Origin of the sequence: Arthrospiribacter ruber (assembly GCF_019343195.1) — a bacterium.
Classification (GTDB): Bacteria; Bacteroidota; Bacteroidia; order Cytophagales; family Cyclobacteriaceae; genus Arthrospiribacter; species Arthrospiribacter ruber.
In genome coordinates this window covers 141,790-161,405 of the sequence record NZ_RPHB01000003.1, presented here as the reverse complement: position 1 = coordinate 161,405, position 19,616 = coordinate 141,790, and the positions used below count along the sequence as shown (strand labels likewise).

Below are 19,616 nucleotides of genomic sequence, written 5' to 3'. Positions count from 1 at the left end.
CGTAAATCTTTTAAGACTTAAGACGCTAGACAAAAGACATAAGATGGGTTGGAGTGAGTAGTGGGCTTCGTAAATCGTAAATGACAGACATGAGAATAGGCTGGGGGGCTGCGGACCCAAAATAACCCTTTTTTCAAATATCTAACTAAAAACTGAACCCTTATCTGGTCAAGAGGTTTTATCCTAAATGCGATTACATTAACTTTCCACAAAAAACCGAACATGAACAGAATCTTATTTTTTATTTCCCTCTGTCTGATATGGAACAATACCCAAGCGCAGACTACCTTTTTGGTACTGGACAACACTTCAAAAGAACCTGTTCCAGGTGTGCTGATCAAAATACAGGGTCAGGAAAACAAAGTCACAGATGAGGCCGGAAAAGCCGTGGCCGATTTGGACAAAAACAGCCTGGTGGTCTTTACCCATATTGCCTTTGAAACCCAAAGCATGCAAATCCAAGCCGGTCAGGAAACGATCGTCTACCTCAGTCCGTCCATCGGTTCGCTTGGTGAGGTGGTCGTAACGGGATTTGAATCAGAACGGCCTCTGGTACACCAGGCGGGTGCCATTTCCAAGGTTTTGGAAAATGAACTCTACCGCTTCAATGAAAACTCCATACTGAGTGCCTTCAATACCAAGCCGGGAATACGCATAGAGCAACGGGCCCCTGCCAGCTACCGGATTTCTATCCGGGGCAGTTCGCTGCGCTCTCCCTTTGGTGTCAGAAATGTAAAAATCTACTGGAACGACATTCCATTTACCTTTCCGGACGGTACTACTGACCTGAATATCCTGGACCTTTCCAATATCCAAAATTCAGAAGTGATCAAAGGTCCTGCGGGAAGTATTTTCGGAGCTGGAAACGGAGGCGTGATCAGCTTTGAAAGTAAAAAACAAATCACCGAAAGCTACCTTTCTTCAGATGTGGGGTTTGGGGATTTTGGCCTTCTCCGTTACAGGATAGGCGTAGACCAGGTACTGGAAAATGGCAGCGTCAGTGCATCCTTTGTAAGCCAACAGTCTGATGGCTACCGTGAACACAGCGCAGTGGACAGAAAGGTATTTCAACTGGCTTTCAACACCGATATCAACGAAAAACAATCCCTATCAGCCCAGGTACTTTATTCTGACCTTCACTACCAGATCCCCGGAGCCCTTACCCCTGCACAGCTTGAGGAAGACCGAAGGCAGGCAAGGCCTGGTTCTGTGGAGCAAAACAGCTCCATCGCCCAAAAAACATTGATTGCCACTTTGAGCCATCAGATGCAGCTCACAGATAAATGGGAAAATACCAGCTCCCTCTATGCCAATACCAAAGATTTTGAAAACCCATTTATCCTGGATTACAAAACCGAAACGGCCTTTAGCTATGGGGGAAGGACAAAGTTTGTGCTAAATGACACTTGGTGGAACCTGCCTGTACGGCTTGTCCTGGGGGGAGAATATCAGTATGGAAAGACCCTTGCCCAAAACTTCGGCAACAGAGACGGAAGGGCAGATACGGTGAGGTTTTCGGATGAACTGGCCACTACCCAGGCATTTCTCTTTCAGCAACTGGAGCTGGAATGGACACCCAAACTGCTTATGACCTTGGGATTTTCGGAGAATTTTTCCAGGTATGATATCAAAAGAAGCATAGATGCAGGCCCCAATGATCCTTCCAACAATGAAAGAAGGTTTGACCCCATATTCATCCCCAGGATCGCCTTGGTCTATAAGGTCAACGAGAAATCAGGTATTCACGGAAGCATAAGCTCGGGATTCTCTCCTCCAAGCATCGCCGAAGTCCGGACCAATGAGGGCAGCATCAACTTAGACCTGGAAGCAGAACGCGGAATCAACTATGAGGCCGGATACCGGGGTCAGTTTGGAATATTCAACTTGGACTTTACGGCCTTTTACTTCAAATTAAGCGAGACCATTACCACTTTTACCAACGAGCAGGGCGTGGTTCTTTTCAGAAATGCAGGAGCTACGGATCAAAAAGGTCTTGAAATAAGCATAGACTATGCGCCATACAGGAGGCAGGGAAGCTTTTTGGAGGAGGTGAAGCTGAACCATGCCTTTACCGGACATTATTTTTCTTTTGCGGAATTTCAGAGCGGAGGCAATGATTTTTCAGGAAACCAGCTTACCGGAGTGGCGCCCAATTCACTTGTCAACCTCTTGGATTTGAGGAGCAGAACAGGCCTTTACCTCAACGTCACCCATCAATATGTGGATGAAATCCCCTTGAATGATGCCAATACGGTTTTCCAGGAATCTTATAACCTGTTGGGGTCAAGACTGGGCTGGAGAAATACCCTGGGAAGCAGGTGGGATGTGGAAGTATACGGAGGTGTGGATAACCTTCTGGACGAAACCTACAGCCTTGGCAATGACCTGAATGCCTTTGCCAATAGGTTCTATCAACCTGCTCCTGGCAGGAATTTCTATGGAGGAGTAAAAGTGGGGATGCGGTATTAGGGGTAGGTTTAGGATTTAAGATTTAAGATTGTAGATTGTAGATTTAAGATTTAAGATTTAAGATTTAAGATTAAAAAATCAACGGTGGAGGTTGGCACATTGAAGGTAAAGTTTGCTGTACAATTACCCATTTTCAACTATGAATGTTCCTCCACCGAGTTTTTTTGCCTGTGTGTGGATCAGGCCAATGTTTTTAATTCAGTGAAATGGCATCTTGGGCACTTTTCACTATCCATCTCCTCTGAATGGTATCATACTGGATTTTTCCATCTGGGAATTCAATGTATTCCTCCTCTCCGGAGTTGGCAATGTAATAAGGGCTCAGGTCTTCACCTTTCACCATTTTATCAAACAGCATCAAACCTTTTTCAAGCATTTCGGGCACTTCAAACTTCCAGGTTCTGAACACTTCCTGGTAAAAAACTACCTCTCCATTGGAGTCTCTTTTCATTTTGACACCCGTGGCTACTTTTTTCACTTTGAAAGAAGGGGCTATCCGGCTGACCAAAAAATATTCATATCCATCTGCCTGATGGTAGGCTTCTAAAGTGTAATCCAGGGCCAATTTGCTGTAATACTCATCAAACCTTTCCTCAAACTTGTTTTCGTGGGATCCTTTTTTGGGCAAATGACCCAAGTAGCGTATGGTAGTGTACAGAATTTCTTTTTGTTCTCTTTCAGAAAGATGTTCTTCAGGAGCATAGGTACTTTCGGATGGCTTGCATGCACCCAAAATCACCAATAGTAATAACAGCGTTGTAATATAAACTCTCATTTCCTTGCTTTAAGAGTGAAGAAAAATCCTGTCGGGCAAATTGACCCGACAAGACTTTTAATTGTATTGATTATTTGTTTCTGTAGTCGATGTTCAATGGGTTGAATTCTACCCATCCGTCAGTCCAGTCTTCGTCACCGAAAGCACCTATGAATTCAACAGATTCAAAGAAGCTGCCCAATTTGGAGTGGGAGAAATCCGCTCCGCTGGCCAATGAACCGTTAGGAAGCAAGGTAAAATCAGGGTTGTTAGGGTAAGTCTGAACGGTGTATCTCGCGAAGAAGTTATCAGGGTTAAGACCATAACCTCTATAGAAACCTTCCCAATCCTGATCAGCAGCAGGAAGCTGTACCGTTTCATTGGAAGCTCTCCAGATTTGCTCTACATCAGCCACATCAGCACCACCACCGGCAGCAAAAGCAGTGTTTGGATAAATCATGATGTTGTTGGCCAAAACACCTCTTTCGGCTTTGTATTGCTCAGTAACAGACGCGGTATTGAACCTTAGGCCTGTAGGGAATCCTGTAAATACAGAGTTGAAAATGGAAACCGCAGTTCTTCTTCTCAGGTCAATCATCTGTACGTTGTTACCTGAAATAGATCTGCCCACTCTGTCTCTTGGACCATATACAGTCACATTAGAGAATGTACCAGTAGTATAAGGCTGAACGTCATTGTCGTTAGGACCATTGTCACACTCAAAAGCATTGGATTGGGACTGGTCAGCGAAGAATGGGTTTCTTACTACCAAAGCAAACTGAACATTTCCAGAGTAACCATAATCTACGTCAAGGTCATCATCCCAAGTGGAAATAGAAACCAGGTTTTTGCCATCTACGCTACCGCCAAACCACTCGAATCCATCATCACCACCGTAAGATACCACTAGGTTTTCCATTACGGTTCCTCTTCCTACACCACCCATGGTGATGGAGTTGGTCTCATTATTAGGAGTCAATTCAATACCGGCATACTCTACTCTCAAATACTCGTATACACCTGAATCGTCATCGTCATTGTCACCACCGAAGATTCTGACTGGATCAATACCTTCAATAGCAGGTTCAACTTGGTTGGTTCTGGCTCTGCCCAAAATCACCAATCCACCCCAGTCACCTCTGTCTCTTTCTCCTGGCTCTTGCGCAGAAGTCATCACAATTGGGTTTTCTTTGGTACCTCTGGCGATCAATCTACCGCCTCTATCTACGATAAGTGTTCCTCTTGAGCTCTTTTGTCCGTAAAGGATGGTTCCCTCTTCAATGGTAACAGTAACTCCGTCCGGTACGAACACCTGGCCTTTGATCAGATATTGGTTATCATTGGTAAGGGTTCTGGTAGTCAGGTTGCCTTCCAATTCTACAATGTTGGAACCTTCCTCAAAAACCGCCACGATGGCTTTGTCTCCATTCATGGTAATGGTAGTAGGGTTTGTCGATCCGCTAAGGTCACCTTCCCATCTTACAAATGTCCAGCCTTCATTGGCTGTAGCGGTTACCTCAACGCTTGCATTGGCTGCGTGAGTGGTAGTGGTTGGGGAAACACTACCCCCTGCATTTGGAAGCGCTACTGTGGACAAAGTGTATGTCACATTAGGTTCAGGTGTGTCTTCTCCACAAGAGAAGAGAACCAAAGCAAGGGCCATCATAAAGCTCAGCTTGGTAAGGAAATTGATTTGTTTCATGATTTTTGGATTGATAAATTATAAAGTTTAGTAATTGTGATTATTTGATTCTGTAGCCCAGGCTTAAGCTGAAAAGTGTTCCCTTTCTCCACAGGTACATAGGATCATCGATACTGGTATCGATTTTTTTATCAAAATTGGAATCTTGGTAAAACCTGTACTGGAAGTTGAGCAGATCCTGGATACCAAATTTGACTGTGGTTCTTTCTCTAAAAGTCTTGGATACAGTCAGGTCTACCGCATGTCTTTCAAGTTCATAGATTGAGGGGTTATTGACATTGCCCGCTACAAAAATCCTAGGCCCCTGTACGTTGTAAGCTAAGCTTGCCTGGAAGTCAGAAATAGGATCAATGTAATACAAAGCTGCGTTTACCACATAAGGGGATTGTCCCTGTAGGGCCCTTCTGTTGGCTTCAAAGGATACATTATCACCCAAGAATACCTCTGAATAGATCAGAGAGGCATTGACGTTGACAGAAAGATTTCTTAAATACCTGACAGAAGTCACGGTGCTCAATGATTTTCTCGCTTCTACCTCTACTCCATATACTGTAGCGTCATCTGCATTGTCGTAAGAAAAGGATAGTGTTTCTGTGATGTTTCTCTGAATCCTTTCTATGGGGTCTTTGAAAAACTTGTAGAAGGCTCCCACGCTGATCGTCTCTCCTTCATTAGGGTAAAATTCGTACCTCAGGTCTATGTTGTCTATCCTGGCCATTTGCAGGTCCGGGTTACCGAAGAAGCCAGCGATAAATTCAAAGCTGTAGTAAAGAAACGGTGCAAGCTCTCTGAATTCGGGTCTGTTTACTGTCTTTCCATATCCCAATCTCAATAGAGACCTGTCCGAAAAATTGTAATCCACATTGGCTGAAGGAAGCACGGCCAATTCGATATTTTCCACATTAACAGGTCCGGCATCATTAGCTGAGTTGAGAGACTGAATGCTGTATTCGGTCCTTACCCCACCGGAAAGGTTGAATTTACCTATTGGATATACACCTCCCACATATCCTGCGCCTACCAAGGTAGAGGCATCGTATTGGTCATTTGGTCGGGTACCTTCCTGGATCAACCAACCATTTCCTTGGCTGTAATTTTCTGGTGCAAAAGCCTCGGAAATCGGCAGTCTTACCAATTCCTGACCTCTTTCCTGATCATGGAATCCCGGGAAGAAGGTAGTAATATACCTTGCATCAAAGTCTCTCCACTTGTAATCCACCAAATATCCAGCACGCAATATCCTTGGCCTGTCTTTTTCTACACCTTTGAATTTCTTCTCAAAATTGACCCCATTGATCAATCCCTGTTCATTCATGTAACCATAATACCTACCCAAATCCTGTGGGCTTGAGCTCGGAGGAGCGATGATTTCAAATTGATCTTCTCCTGCGACATCAGCGCGAACAGTTCTTAACCTTCTGAAATCCGGCTCTTCGTGAGAAAGGGAATTGTAACCAACTACCCAATTGACTTTACCTGATTCCTGATTGAATAAGTGGGTCCCTTCCAGCTGGCCTGAATACAGCCTTCTGGATTCATACCTGAAAGAATAGTCCCTGGCACCATTGGGGCGTTGTATAAAGTCCCTTCCTTCCCTGAATACCGTTTCATTTTCACCGCTTTGGTTGAAAAGGTTTCTGAATTCAATTTTATTATCTGCATTCAGCCTCAGCATCCAGTTGGACATGATACCTACTTCATTGAATTTCATGTAAGTATTGTCAAAATACTCGTCTCTTTTTTCAGTAGGCTGACCTGGTACGGGGAAGAAATATCTGTTTCTCTCAGCTAAAAAGTATTGCTGATCCTGTGCAATAGAAGCACTGGTAAGTGTGGAAAGTCTTTTTCCCCAAATATTCCAGTTTTTACCAACAGCAAACCCCAAACTTCCATTGGGCAAAGCTGTACTTTCTTCCATGTTGTAGTTGTCACGGAGCATTCTTCCGGCTTCTGCCCTAAGAGGGTTGCCGGTACCGGAACTGTTCAGTTCAGTAGTGGTGGGGAAATTGGCCGGCAAGCCCCTGTTGCTGTCAAATCCCAACCAATCGGTCTTGGATCCTTCTGTCTGAAGGTAAGGCTGAAAAGTGGTATTCTGCCTGAATCCCATTCCCATCCCTACACTGAAAAAATCTTCATCAGGAGCATTTTTGGTGAATACCTTGATCATTCCACCGGCAAAGTCGCCAGGCACTTCAGGAGAAGCAGACTTGTAAATCAGCATCCTGTCCAGGTTTTCGCTTGGGATCAAGTCAAATGAAAAAGTCCTTTTGTCCACCTGCGTGGTAGGCGCGAGGGAATTGTTGATCATGACCACATTGTAGCGGTCGTCTACTCCCCTTACTCTTACGAATTTGTTGTCCACAATACTGACACCGGAAACCCTTTTCATGACCTGGGCAGCATTGCCATCTTGGGAAAGGCGGATTTGCTCAGAGGATATTCCACTGACTACTTGCAGTGATTTTCTGATTTCAGAGACGATGGCGATGTTGTTGCCGGTTTCTCTGGAAGCTACCACGACCACTTCTCCCAAGTCTCCAAGGTCTTCATCAAGTTCTACATTGAGTACAGTAGCCTTTTCTGCGACCACTTGTACGTCCTCAAACCTGAGGCTTTTATATGAAATAAATGATACGACGATGTTGTAAATTCCCGGCTCTACTCTGGAGATTTCAAAATCCCCATCCAGGCCTGTAGCGACACCCATCATGGTGCCTTCGATTCTAACATTTGCTCCGATGATGGTTTCTCCTGTGACTGCATCAGAGACTACTCCTCTGATGGTACCGGATTGGGCAAATGAGAATCCCGCTACAAAAAGCCCCAATAGCGTGAGGTAAATGTGTTTTTTCATAGTGTTGGTTTTTGTACAGCTTTGAACAGCACAAAAGTCCACACTTAATATTAATTGAGTGGGTATGAAAAATTATCAATTCATTAAATGAAGTACCAAAAAGCAAAAGGGGCAGTCACAATTTTTTAACATTGTGACTGCCCCTATCTTACCGCTATGGGCGATTTCCTGTTTAGGTTTTAAAATTCGGGTTATTTTAATGTTACCGTTTTGTTAATGGGGATTTTATCCAAAAATATCCGGATCAGGTCTCTGGTGGACACATTGTCCGCCTCTGCTTCATAATTGAGGATAATTCTGTGATTAAGCACATCTTCGGCCACAGATTTGATATCTTCCGGAAGCACAAAATCCCTTCCCTGCATAAATGCCGCCGCCCTTGAGGCAAGGTTGAGGTTGATGCTGGCCCTCGGAGACACGCCGAACTGTATGTATTTGGCTTCTTCAGTAAGTCCGTATTTTTCAGGGAACCTGGTAGCGAATACCAATTCGATGATGTAGTTTTCCAAAGGTTCGGCAATCTTCACCTCGTTGATCATGCTCCTGATGGCAAAGATATCCTCTTTGGAAAGGATGGCATTCACTTCAGAATTAAACTGCATGTTGGCCATTCTTCTCATGACTTCCATTTCATCTGCCTTGCTCGGGTAGTCGATATGCACTTTCATCATAAACCTGTCCACCTGCGCTTCCGGCAGAGGATAGGTTCCTTCCTGATCCACGGGGTTTTGGGTTGCCAACACCAAAAACGGTCGGTCCAAAAGGAAGGTGGTTTCTCCAATTGTGACCTGCTTTTCCTGCATGGCTTCCAAAAGTGCTGACTGTACTTTGGCCGGGGACCTGTTGACCTCATCAGCCAAAATGATATTGGCGAAAATAGGTCCTTTCTTTACTTCAAAGCTGGCTTCCTGCTGATTGTAAATCATGGTACCTACCAGATCTGAAGGCAAAAGATCCGGCGTAAACTGAATCCTTTTGAAATCAAGGTGCAGGACCTTGGCCAGGGTATTTACTGTTAGGGTCTTAGCCAGACCCGGAACACCTTCCAACAGAATGTGTCCATTGGTAAATAGCCCGATCAAGAGTCTGTTGACCATCTTGTCCTGTCCGACTACTATCTTTTTTACCTCCTCTATGACCTGCTGGATTTTTTCCTGATGCATGGAATGTTCTTTTTAATGATATATAATTGAAATATAGTTGAAATACGATTTACGAATTACGAGGCCTATTACTCACTCCAACCCATCTTATGTCTTTTGTCTAGCGTCTTCGCATGAACCACTTTTTTTCCCGCAAGGACGCAAAGATTTTGAATGAATAGTCCCACGGGATTATACCCGATCGGCCTGAAAACCTATAAAGATCTTCAACCGGCCACCTACGGCATGTCGAATGCAATGAGACATCTGATTTCTCTGCACTACTTCGCGCCTTTGCGTCTCCCGATTCTCGGGACAGGTTAGGCGTGAACCCATTTTTAATAGCCACGAAGACACCAAGAATGCTTCCCCTTGTCATTTTGAACGAAGTGAAAAATCCATTTTTGCCTGTAATAAACAGACCCCTCCTTCGTCGGGGTGACAAGGTAAAGTCTTTTCCATACTCCAACCCATCTTATGTCTAGCGTCTCACATCTCACGTCTCTCTTCTCACCCGCGGGCTAAATTAAAACAAAATACCCTCTATCCCAATTTCTGATTTTTGTAATTGATAAATGGTTTTTTAGCTGGCTGGATTATTTCCTTCTCTTAACGGAAGGTCTTTGGAAAGATTTCCTCTGAGATGTTAAATTTTGTTTTTGGACCTTTTCTTTATTGATATTCAAAAGGCGGTAGATTTCTTCTTCAGCAAACTCCCTCACTTCTCCCACTTCATACCCTTCAATGCTTAGAGACTCCATGGACCACCTTACCAATCTCAAGGTAGGGAAGCCCACTGCCGCGGTCATTTTTCTCACCTGCCTGTTTTTGCCTTCGATCAGACTCAGCTTGATCCATGAATCAGGCACGGACTTTCGGTATCTGATGGGGGGATTTCTTTCTGGCAGTACCGGAGCACTTTCCAATGACCTGGCCAATGCCGGCTTGGTCTGATACATTTTTCCCTCCACATTGATAGTCACTCCCTTTTCCAATAGCCTCAGGGCATCTTTGTCCGGTAGCCCTTCTACCTGTGCCAAATAAGTCCGGCTATGTGCAAAGTGAGGGTTGAGAAGATAATGGTTGAGGGCCTTGTCATCGGTCAACAAAAGTAAGCCTTCACTGTCTTTGTCAAGCCGACCTACAGGATAGACTTCTTTGGGGAAATCTGACAGCTCCTTCAGGGTATCTTTTTCCCCACTAAACTGGCTGAGGATTCCGAATGGCTTGTAAATGACAAAGTATCTGTTCATGGGCAGTATAGGTTGGGCCTGCAAATTAGCAAAAATAAAAAAACCCTGACTTGACAAAGCAGGGTGTAGGCATGATTCGGAGAATGGTCAGCTTCCGCAGCCGATACAATCAAAGTGACTGTCCATTGGTTTTACACCCTTGAGCTGCATTTCAAGGTTGTGTATTTTGTCTCGGGTCTCCATGTCCTGAAACATGTCACCTGTAAGGATAGCTTTGAGTCCCTCTATTTCTTTTTCGATCGCTGATTTTTGTTCTGTTGTCATTTTCAAATGGATTTAAAGGTTAGCAGTTTTGAATATAAAAAAGTTCTGTCAAAATTGTAAGTATTCTGAAGTTCAGGCTAAAAAAAACAACCGAAATAGAATAGAGCAACATGAAAAAAATGAATTCAGGAACAATCATTGCGGTGATTTTTAACTGTTTTTGGATTCATATCCTCTTTTTAATCAAAACCTACAGATCATGAACAAGTCCGAAATTAAGCAAGTCACTGCATTTAGAAAAACACTTCATCAGTATCCAGAAGTCTCCGGCAAAGAAAAGGAGACGGCCAAACGGGTACTGGATTTTTTCAGTGAACTTCAACCTGATACAGTCCTAGAGGGATTGGGGGGGACTGGTCTTGCATTTATTTTTGAAGGAAAAGAAGAGGGGCCTACCAGCTTGTTCCGCTGTGAACTGGACGGCTTGCCCATCCTGGAAGACAACGATATAGAGCATATCAGCAAGAATCAGGGAAAGTCCCACACCTGTGGACATGACGGCCACATGGCCATTATAAGCGGATTGGGGATGAAATTGTCACAAGAAAGGCCACATAAGGGGAAAGTAGTGCTGCTTTTTCAGCCAGCAGAAGAAACGGGGGAAGGTGCGCAGGCGGTCCTTGCTGACAAGAAGTTTCACAAGATCCATCCTGATGTAGCATTTGCCCTGCACAACCTTCCAGGATATGACAAGCATCAGATTGTGATCAAAAAGGGAGCTTTTGCAGCAGCCTCAGTGGGGATGAAAATCAAGCTGAAAGGAAGGAACGCACACTCGGCCCATCCAGAGGCCGGTAATTCCCCGGCCGAAGCCATGTCAAAGTGCATCGTAGGGCTAGAGAAGCTACCTGATGCCATGAAAAAATTTACACTAGTGACGGTGATCCATGCCCAGCTTGGGGAAATGGCATTCGGGACTACTCCGGGCGATGCAATTGTCTGCGCTACATTACGGGCTTTTGAAGATGAAACAAGAGATCTTTTGGTGGCTTATGCAGAAAAACTCTGCACCCAGATTGCCAAAGAATACGGACTGGAAATAAGCTTTGAATACACAGAAAGATTTGCTGCCACCCACAATGATCCGGACGCTTGGGAATATGGCAATGAAGCTGCAAAGAAACTTAAGCTAAAAGTGAAGCATATCAGAATTCCCTTCCGCTGGTCAGAGGATTTCGGTTTGTTTTCAGCTAATACCAAGACCCTGTTGTTTGGATTGGGGTCTGGAAAAAAGCAGCCTCAACTGCATGAACCAAATTTTGATTTTCCGGATGAGTTGATACCTACAGGAGTAAACATGTTTTGGGAGATTGCCCAGGAGATTCACTATAAGTGATGCTTTGACTTTTCCGGGCGATGTTGAAAAATGGGATGTATTTGTTGAGGAAAAAATCAAGCATGATCCAATGGAAAGTCTATGGTGACTGTCCACAGCGCAGTTAGATGAATTCAACACGTTATTAGTCCTACTTTTTCAAATTAGCGGATACTCATAAACATTTATTCGAAATAGAGGAAAGCTTAAAAAATTGAAAAAATTATTTAATTTTTTTTGATGGAACCGGGTTAATTCAATCCCTAATCCAAGTGAAATTTTTGAAAAATAAACAGTGGCAAAAAAAACGCCTGCTTCACTTGGTATATACAAAAATGCTTCATGTAAATAACTTTAAGTTGATCCTAAAGTTAAATTTGAAAAATAGTATTTTTCCAATATTTAGTTTATCGTGTCAATCTTTATAAATTCCTGAAAAACAAGAATTAAAGCGGTATATAATGCGAATCCAGAGGTATAGGTAGTATAAAAATTATTATATACATTGCCTCCAAATAATAAGGCAGACAAGCCAATTCCCTAAAGTAAATTGGATAATAAAGCGCCTGACAACCCCAAAATAACCCAGTGATAAGATGGAAAGAAAGCTGTTCCATAAATTGTGCTTAGATACCTCCCCCGCAATTTTCCTGCTGGCTATATGCCTGCACATTTTGGTAAACCCTGCTTTTTGCCAATCACCAAAAAACATTCCGGAATTGAAGTTCCAAAGGATTTCAGAAGGTCTGGTCAATAACCGCATTTCAGGCATTTATCAGGACAGCTTTGGCTACATGTGGATTGCGACGTACAGTGGCTTACACAGGTATGATGGGTTGGATTTCAAGGTATATACCACTTCCGAAGACCCCAATAGCATCAATGACAACTTTATCGGCGCTTTGATGGAAGACAAAAAAAAGCGGCTATGGGTAGGTACAGGAGATGGAGTAGGGAGGTATGTTAGGGAAACAGATGATTTTGTAAGGTATAAGCTGAATTCTGACTTTAAGATCAAATTTGGAGAAAGCAACCTGACCAATACCATTTTGGAAGACCGTGAAGGAAAGATCTGGGCTTCAAGCATAGGCTCTGGACTGTTTTTGCTGGATGAAAAGACACAGACTTTTGTTCCTCAATACACCGATAAAATCACAAACATACAGTCCATGGCTTTTGGCCCGGAGGGCTCCCTTTGGCTGGCCACTTCAAATCAAGGATTGGTGGAGCTAGATCCTGAAAAGAATGAAATCAACTTCCACAGATACCTTAAGGATGATATAGGGTCAATCAGTTCGGATGATGTACGTACAGTAGCGTTTGATCAAGATGGTCGACTATGGGCCGGTACCAGAAATGCCGGACTCAACAGGATGCAAAAAGCAGAGGGAAAAACTGTTTTTGTCCGCTATACCCATAGCCAGGAAGATCCGGGAAGTCTTTATAACAATAACATTTACAGGCTTTACCCAGACAACCTTGGAAACTTTTGGTCATGCAATGAAAATGGGGGCCTTCACCTATACCAAAAAGAAAGTGACTCTTTTGTCCGCTATCTCCATGATCCAAAAAACCCCCATAGCCTCACCCACAATTCCGTCTGGAATATTTTTCAGGATGCCCAAGGCAGGTATTGGGTGGGTACGGCACATTCGGGAATCAACCTTGCGGACCCTTATGCCTCTAAATTTGCCCATTATTTCAAAAACCCACTTCATCCCAACAGCCTCAACAATGACATCATCAGGGATTTTTTGGAAACCAAGGAGGGCAATGTGTGGGTTGCTACGGATGGTGGCGGTCTCAATTACTTCAATAGAGAAGAAGGTACATTTACAGCATTTAGACACGATTCCAAAAACCCCAAATCCCTAGGTTCAGACGCTGTGATCTGTCTCAAAGAAGATGAAGAGGGAAGGTTATGGGTCGGCACTTGGGCAGGAGGACTTCATGTGCTGAAAGACCAACAAAAAGGCGAATTCCAGCTCTTCAACGAATATATTCAAAACTCAAGCCATCCAATCAAAAATGTCTTCGATGTACATTTTGATGCAGAATTCATCTGGATAGCAGCTTTGAATGAGGGACTGTACCGCTATGACCGAAAAAATGCACGTCTGGAACTCTTTTCCCATGATGAAAACGATCCTGAAAGTATCTCCTCCAATATGCCCGTTAGGATCATGGAGGATTCCAAGGGCCACATTTGGGTAGGTACTCAGGCAGGTTTGAGCAAAATCAACAAAGGCCAAAAAGGAAATATCAAGTTCATAAACTATTTCGCCTCAGAGCAGCATCCCTACAGTCTTCCTGGAAATACCATCAGACACATTGTTGAAGACAGTAAAAAGAGGGTTTGGATAGCTACAGATAGAGGCCTTTCACGCTACAACTCCCGAACTGACGATTTTAAGACTTACCGTGAAAAGGATGGGCTTCCAATCAATGAAATAAATTCCATCGTTGAGGACAATGAAGGCTATCTTTGGATCGGCACCATCAAAGGAATTTCGAGGTTTGACGCTGAAAGGGAGTTGTTCGTTAATTTTGACAAAAATGACGGGCTTTCGGGAAATGAATTTTCCCGGTATGCCGTATTAAAGACAAAAAAAGGAGAGTTGCTATTTGGAGGGCTGAATGGCTTCAATCTTTTTGATCCATCCAGTCTTCAATACAACCCATACGCCCCTCCTGTCTATCTGAGCGACCTGAAAATTTTCAACAAGTCCGTCAACTTTAGAGATCAGGGATCATTCTTGCAAAAGCACATAGGTATGACAGACACATTGAGTTTGAGTTACAAAGAAAATGTGCTGAGTTTCGATTTCATTGCTTTGAATTTTACCCATCCCGAACAGAACCAGTATGCCTATATTTTGGAAGGATTTGAAAAGGAATGGAACTATGTGGGAAACCAGAGAAATGCCACTTACACCAACTTGGATCCCGGCACCTATATTTTCAAAGTCAAAGCAGCCAATAATGATGGGATTTGGAATGAAACAGGATCCTCGTTGATCATTAAGATCGCTCCGCCATTTTGGAAAACGCTTTGGTTTATAGCTTTGGCCACCCTCTTCTCTATTGCGCTTATCCTAGGGTTGTTCAGGCTTCGCGTTCAATCTATCAAAAAACAGAATAAACAGCTGGAAAAAAAGGTGGAGGAAAGGACCACTTTGCTTAAGCATACCAACAGTGAGCTTAAGAAGCATATTCAGGAAAAGGATAAACTATTTTCTATCATTGGACACGACCTCAGAAATCCTTTCATCTCCATCATCGGCTATTTGGAAATATTGGAGGAAGAGTTTGAAAACAGTCAGAATTCCGAACAACTCACGTATATCAAGCATTTGCTGAATGTGTCCAGAAACACCCACAACTTACTCGAGAACTTATTGCTGTGGGCCAGCCAAAAAATAAAAATGTATGAACTAAAGGCTGAACCGGTGCAATTGGATAAGCTATTGGATACGGCACTGTCCATGGCCTCTCCCCAAGCACTTTACAAAAAGATCAAGCTGGAAAAATCATGCCCCAAAGACATTCACATTTGTGCAGACAAAAATATGATCTTAACCGTTCTCAGGAACCTGATGTCAAATGCCATTAAATTTTCCAGGCAGGGATCTAAAATAGAAATATCTGCTACGGAAATGTCCGGAAATGTGGTCATTTCTGTTAGGGACTATGGAAGAGGCATGGCAGAAGAGGTATTAAAAGGACTTTTTGATCTATCAGAAGATCAAAGCCAAGGGAAAAAAAGCGACTTTGGAACAGGTTTAGGACTGCTCTTGTGCAAAGAATTCGTCAAAAAACATGCGGGAGACATCTGGGCCGAGAGTACTCCGGGTGAGGGCAGTACATTTCATATTTCACTTTCAAAGCATGAGGTAGAAAGGGTTGCAGTATAAGAAAAATCAATCCACTACTTTTCTGGGTATATCTAGCGGCAGTCTAGTAAGCAGTTCGTAATTGACCTGCTGGGTGGATTCCCCAAAGGAGGCCACTGTAATTTCCTTATCCTGCTGACAGCCAATGATCACCACTTCATCTCCTTTGCTCACATCCTCTACATCTGTTACATCCACTGCGATACTGTTCATGGTAACTGTTCCTACCACCGTTACCATTTTTCCTCTGACCAACACCTTTCCCTGATTGCTCAACAAGCGGCTATATCCATGGCCATATCCTATGGGAACCAAGGCAATGCTCATATTACGAGGTGCCATGTAGCTGGAACCATAGCCAATAAATTCACCCATGTCCACCTTTTTGGTGTTCATGACAGAGCTTTTCCAGGATATCAGTCTTTTGAGCGGATTTTTGTTGTTTTCAGGAAGTGATTGAAAACGGTACATATAGGTTTCCATGGTAGGCCAAAGCCCATAAGAGGCTATTCCTATCCTTACCATATCCATAACGGTTTCAGGATAACTAAGCGTGGCAGCTGAACAGGCCGTGTGGTATTTTTCAAATATAAGTCTTTGGGCCGAAAACCATTTTTTAAACCTTTTGTATTCCTTGATCTGCCTTCTTACCCTCACGTAATTGCTGATGCTTTCTGCCCCGGCGTAATGGGTACAGAGGCCCTTTAGGTCCAGACAGTCCTGATTTTCCTGGAGGATCTTTGCAAGCTTTTCCCTGTCTTCCCATTCAAATCCAGTACGGTGAAACCCTGTTTCTACTTCTATATGGACCTTGGCTTTTTTCTTTAGCTTTTTAGCGGTGCTGATCGCAGCCTCAAGCCTATCAAATTCAAATACAAAAAAACTGATTCCTTTAAGGGTAATTTCTTCGAGGTCAGCATTTTCCAGCATTCCCATGATCATCACCTGAGAATTGTGAAGGCTGGAATTGTACACCCTAAAGGCTTCATCCGAACTGAAGGTGCTAAAGTGCCGTATCCCGTTTTCCTCTGCCAAGGGCACAATATTTTCAATGCCATGTCCGTAGGCATTGCCTTTGACGACTATTGAGATTTCTGTTTTTTTACCGACTTCAGATCTTAAAAAATCTATGTTTTTGGCGTAAGCAGATTTACTGATTTCGATATATGAGGTATGCTGCATGCTTTAAAATTATAAAATTTTGCTCTCTGACATATAAAAAGGTAAAAACCCGAAGGATTGTTCCTTCGGGTTTGGAGAAATACAGTATCGCAGCTTTTATTTCAACTTGATTTTGACTTCCACCATGCCTCCAAGTGAACTCAAAAAGGCAATAGTATCATCAGAAGGACAACCATGACTTAATGGACAGCTTTTGCTTCCAGTATAGACCATGATGCCTACCCGGTCAGATGGATAACTGACACCGAATAGATTTTGTCCTAAAAATGCTGCCATGTTGAATCTACTTGGCATGTCTTTTCCCTCTTGCCAAGAACCGGAGACACCTTCTAAAGATGGGCTCAATTGCCGCCTAAAACCATAAAGCCTTACTGAGTATTCTTCATATTCATCACTTTTTGGGAAAGAAACATTCATGATACTGGTATAACCATTAGTATTTGCTAAAGCATGGCGGTAAGTGGATATCTGAATAGGAAGGTGAAGTATTTTCAGTTTTTCATCATTTTCGATGTTGACCTTGCCTTCGGCTGTATGGTATTTGAACCAATCACCTCCATCTTTTCTTCTCATGTAGATGTCCACTTTTAAACTTTCCTCTGCTTTTTCCACATCCTCATCAAGTGCCTGATAAGTAAGTCTTGGTCTTTGGGTGGTGATTGCGGTAGTTTTGCCCTCAAACATACCGTATTGACCGGGTGTTGACCATTCATATCTATATTCAAAAAACTCTTCCTGTTCAAAAGGGGTTCCACTTAACCATTCCACATATAATGCTAGCGATTGCTTTTCTTTTCCGGATAAGGTGATTCCATCAGGTTTAAGTACTAATCTTGCCGGTTTGATTGTCAAGGTAGAGGATGCCTCTCCAATTTTGGTTTCATTAGGTCCTTGCTTCACAAATACCTGCACTGATATGGTTTCCTTGGCATCATTTGGTACAGCTGCCTTGTCGGACCGATAAGTTATAGTCTTCTGCCCATTTTCGATTTCTTTGCCGGTATTGCCCAGATTATCTCTTATATTACCGTAGGTGCCTGAAGTCGACCACTTGTATAGAAATGCCTGTCCATCGCTGAGTTCCGTTTTAGTCTCCACAGTAAATTCTTGATTGGAAAGTGCAGTGATTGACTGGGTTTTTGGAAGAAGTTTGATATCATGCTCCCTTGCTGTCACCAGAAACTGCTCTACGGGCCTTGCATTGGTCAGGTGTGCCATCAATCTGCCAGCATCCCAAAATCCCAATGCTTTCTCAATCAGATCAAAAGCCTTTAAGAATTTAGCAGTCCGACTTTTGGTCTGCAGGTCTTTGGTGTCATATAAATTACCGAACTCAGGATCTTTGGCATATCTAGAAAAAATCATGTCCAGTAATTGATTTTTGGCCTTGTCAGCTACTGCATCCTGCAAAGGATCAATAAAAAGCTTCTCCAATGATTCCTTCAGGGCTTCCCTATACTGTCCTTCTTCCACCTTTTTGGCGATCTCAGGGTATCCGTTTATAAACGAAGTGGTTGCGGAATTCATCATTTCCAAAGGCCATCCCTCGTCTCCATCTATTTTGATATTATTGTTAATAAAATATCCTATAGCCGGGATCAGTGCTTCCACTAGAAATGTCTGTATAGCCATCTCGGTATACTTTTCCAGTTCTTTGGTAGTCATCCTGTTCTGTGCGCTGTTCCCAAATGTGGGGCCAACCAATCGAACCGCATATTCAGCTTCTGATTCATTTGCCCCTAAGGGGATGGAAATAGGGCCTGTCTCTTTCATAAATACCTCAAGCCCGTTTCCTGCGAGGTGATCGGCAATTACGCCGATAATTCCTCCGGACTTGTTGGCTGCATCTATGGGGGTTTCGCTGATTATTTCAGGACTGCTGGACTGGTTGAAATTCTCAGACTTGAACAGCTCTGTCTTTTTCCCTTCTTTATCCTTGAAGGAAAGCTTGTACATAAATGCATGGGCAGCGCGGAGATATTGGTTTCTGATCAATACCGACTGGAAGTCATTCTCGAAAACCTGGATCCCACTTTTATACCCGGTGGGATCCACGTTGACCTGTCTGGCCCGGATGTCTATTTCCTCCCCTTTTTCATAGTAGGGTTTAACAAATTCACCCAAAGCAGACATGAATTTTTCAGTTTGAAAAAGCTTATTGTCGCTTACATATAGTTCGGCCAGTTTCTTTTTGAACTCATCCATTCCCGAAAGACTTGCAGCTTCATCGGGGTATTTTTCCTGCACAGAAGAAGGCAGGGTAAATCCGCCGAGCCCTATGAAAGCTAAAGCTTCTGCCGAAGACTGAATGCTGAGGGTTTTGTTTTTGTCATTGATAAAGCCGAGTAAAAGTATATTGTCATCCTTGTCCTGAAGAAAGGCCAGCTGGCTTTTTCCCTGTGGCACGAATACTTTGGAACTGCTGCCCTGTAGCGGATGCTCCTTGAATGCTCCGATCACCTTGGCACCTTCCAGGTCGGGACTGACATTCTCGGGAAAAACCACATTGATATCCATGGTGGGATAATCGGTGGGTTGTGGATCAGGGTCTGGGTCAGGATCGGGATCCGGATTATCAATGATTGGTGGCAGATCAGGTTCTTCCACGTCTTTGCAGGAGTTTACTGCCAGAAAAAAGGCAAAAAACAGGAGGAGGTAAATCTTCGGTTTCATGATGATTAAGGTTGGTATATCCTTACATCGTAACCATCATGGCTTTGTCATCTGAATTATTGAAAAAAAAACCCGGAACTCATCAAGCTCCGGGAAACACAACCTTATTAATGAA

The 19,616-nt window shown here is 43.4% G+C and carries 11 protein-coding genes; 3 read left to right on the top strand and 8 right to left on the bottom strand.

Annotated features, from left to right (window positions below):
• Positions 1-222 precede the first annotated feature (222 nt).
• On the top strand, positions 223-2,469 hold the full coding sequence (locus EGN73_RS06575) for a TonB-dependent receptor domain-containing protein (RefSeq protein WP_219287751.1): 2,247 nt from the start codon (positions 223-225) through the stop codon (positions 2,467-2,469).
• Between the two features lie 193 nt (positions 2,470-2,662).
• Here EGN73_RS06575 and EGN73_RS06570 read toward each other — a convergent pair whose 3' ends face one another.
• The 6 genes from EGN73_RS06570 to EGN73_RS06545 all read right to left on the bottom strand — a co-directional run bounded on the left by EGN73_RS06570 (position 2,663) and on the right by EGN73_RS06545 (position 10,438).
• Positions 2,663-3,244 (bottom strand): hypothetical protein, encoded by a 582-nt coding sequence (locus EGN73_RS06570; RefSeq protein ID WP_219287750.1) that lies wholly within the window; start codon positions 3,242-3,244, stop codon positions 2,663-2,665.
• 70 nt (positions 3,245-3,314) lie between these two features.
• Positions 3,315-4,925, bottom strand: coding sequence for an InlB B-repeat-containing protein (locus EGN73_RS06565; protein WP_219287749.1), 1,611 nt, complete (start codon positions 4,923-4,925; stop codon positions 3,315-3,317).
• Positions 4,926-4,965: 40 nt separating this feature from the next.
• Positions 4,966-7,779 carry a TonB-dependent receptor gene (locus EGN73_RS06560; RefSeq protein WP_219287748.1) on the bottom strand — a complete coding sequence of 938 codons (2,814 nt, stop codon included), beginning with the start codon at positions 7,777-7,779 and terminating at the stop codon, positions 4,966-4,968.
• A gap of 191 nt (positions 7,780-7,970) precedes the next feature.
• A complete protein-coding gene (locus tag EGN73_RS06555) occupies positions 7,971-8,942 on the bottom strand; it encodes an AAA family ATPase (protein ID WP_219287747.1) in 972 nt (323 codons plus the stop codon).
• A 575-nt stretch (positions 8,943-9,517) separates the two neighbouring features.
• The gene (locus EGN73_RS06550) at positions 9,518-10,174 is read right to left on the bottom strand and encodes a pseudouridine synthase (protein ID WP_219287746.1); all 657 of its coding nucleotides are present in this window, start codon (positions 10,172-10,174) and stop codon (positions 9,518-9,520) included.
• Positions 10,175-10,261: 87 nt separating this feature from the next.
• A complete protein-coding gene (locus tag EGN73_RS06545; protein WP_219287745.1) occupies positions 10,262-10,438 on the bottom strand; it encodes a hypothetical protein in 177 nt (58 codons plus the stop codon).
• Between the two features lie 199 nt (positions 10,439-10,637).
• Here EGN73_RS06545 and EGN73_RS06540 point away from each other — a divergent pair, with 199 nt between their 5' ends.
• Together EGN73_RS06540 and EGN73_RS06535 are read left to right on the top strand one after the other, a co-directional pair.
• Complete coding sequence (locus EGN73_RS06540; RefSeq protein WP_219287744.1) at positions 10,638-11,774, top strand: amidohydrolase; 1,137 nt, start codon at positions 10,638-10,640, stop codon at positions 11,772-11,774.
• Between the two features lie 698 nt (positions 11,775-12,472).
• The gene (locus EGN73_RS06535; protein WP_219287743.1) at positions 12,473-15,667 is read left to right on the top strand and encodes a sensor histidine kinase; all 3,195 of its coding nucleotides are present in this window, start codon (positions 12,473-12,475) and stop codon (positions 15,665-15,667) included.
• A 6-nt stretch (positions 15,668-15,673) separates the two neighbouring features.
• Here EGN73_RS06535 and alr read toward each other — a convergent pair whose 3' ends face one another.
• Both alr and EGN73_RS06525 read right to left on the bottom strand, forming a co-directional pair.
• Positions 15,674-16,828 carry an alanine racemase gene (alr, locus tag EGN73_RS06530; RefSeq protein ID WP_219287742.1) on the bottom strand — a complete coding sequence of 385 codons (1,155 nt, stop codon included), beginning with the start codon at positions 16,826-16,828 and terminating at the stop codon, positions 15,674-15,676.
• Positions 16,829-16,924: 96 nt separating this feature from the next.
• Complete coding sequence (locus tag EGN73_RS06525) at positions 16,925-19,501, bottom strand: hypothetical protein (protein ID WP_219287741.1); 2,577 nt, start codon at positions 19,499-19,501, stop codon at positions 16,925-16,927.
• Between the last annotated feature and the right edge of the window lie 115 nt (positions 19,502-19,616).

What these genes read in the sequence shown, in the direction of transcription:
- EGN73_RS06545 (WP_219287745.1), bottom strand. Translation starts at nt 10,438, where the DNA reads ATGACAACAGAACAAAAATCAGCGATCGAAAAAGAAATAGAGGGACTC.
- alr (WP_219287742.1), bottom strand. Translation starts at nt 16,828, where the DNA reads ATGCAGCATACCTCATATATCGAAATCAGTAAATCTGCTTACGCCAAA.
- EGN73_RS06540 (WP_219287744.1), top strand. Translation starts at nt 10,638, where the DNA reads ATGAACAAGTCCGAAATTAAGCAAGTCACTGCATTTAGAAAAACACTT.
- EGN73_RS06525 (WP_219287741.1), bottom strand. Translation starts at nt 19,501, where the DNA reads ATGAAACCGAAGATTTACCTCCTCCTGTTTTTTGCCTTTTTTCTGGCA.
- EGN73_RS06575 (WP_219287751.1), top strand. Translation starts at nt 223, where the DNA reads ATGAACAGAATCTTATTTTTTATTTCCCTCTGTCTGATATGGAACAAT.
- EGN73_RS06570 (WP_219287750.1), bottom strand. Translation starts at nt 3,244, where the DNA reads ATGAGAGTTTATATTACAACGCTGTTATTACTATTGGTGATTTTGGGT.
- EGN73_RS06555 (WP_219287747.1), bottom strand. Translation starts at nt 8,942, where the DNA reads ATGCATCAGGAAAAAATCCAGCAGGTCATAGAGGAGGTAAAAAAGATA.
- EGN73_RS06565 (WP_219287749.1), bottom strand. Translation starts at nt 4,925, where the DNA reads ATGAAACAAATCAATTTCCTTACCAAGCTGAGCTTTATGATGGCCCTT.
- EGN73_RS06550 (WP_219287746.1), bottom strand. Translation starts at nt 10,174, where the DNA reads ATGAACAGATACTTTGTCATTTACAAGCCATTCGGAATCCTCAGCCAG.
- EGN73_RS06560 (WP_219287748.1), bottom strand. Translation starts at nt 7,779, where the DNA reads ATGAAAAAACACATTTACCTCACGCTATTGGGGCTTTTTGTAGCGGGA.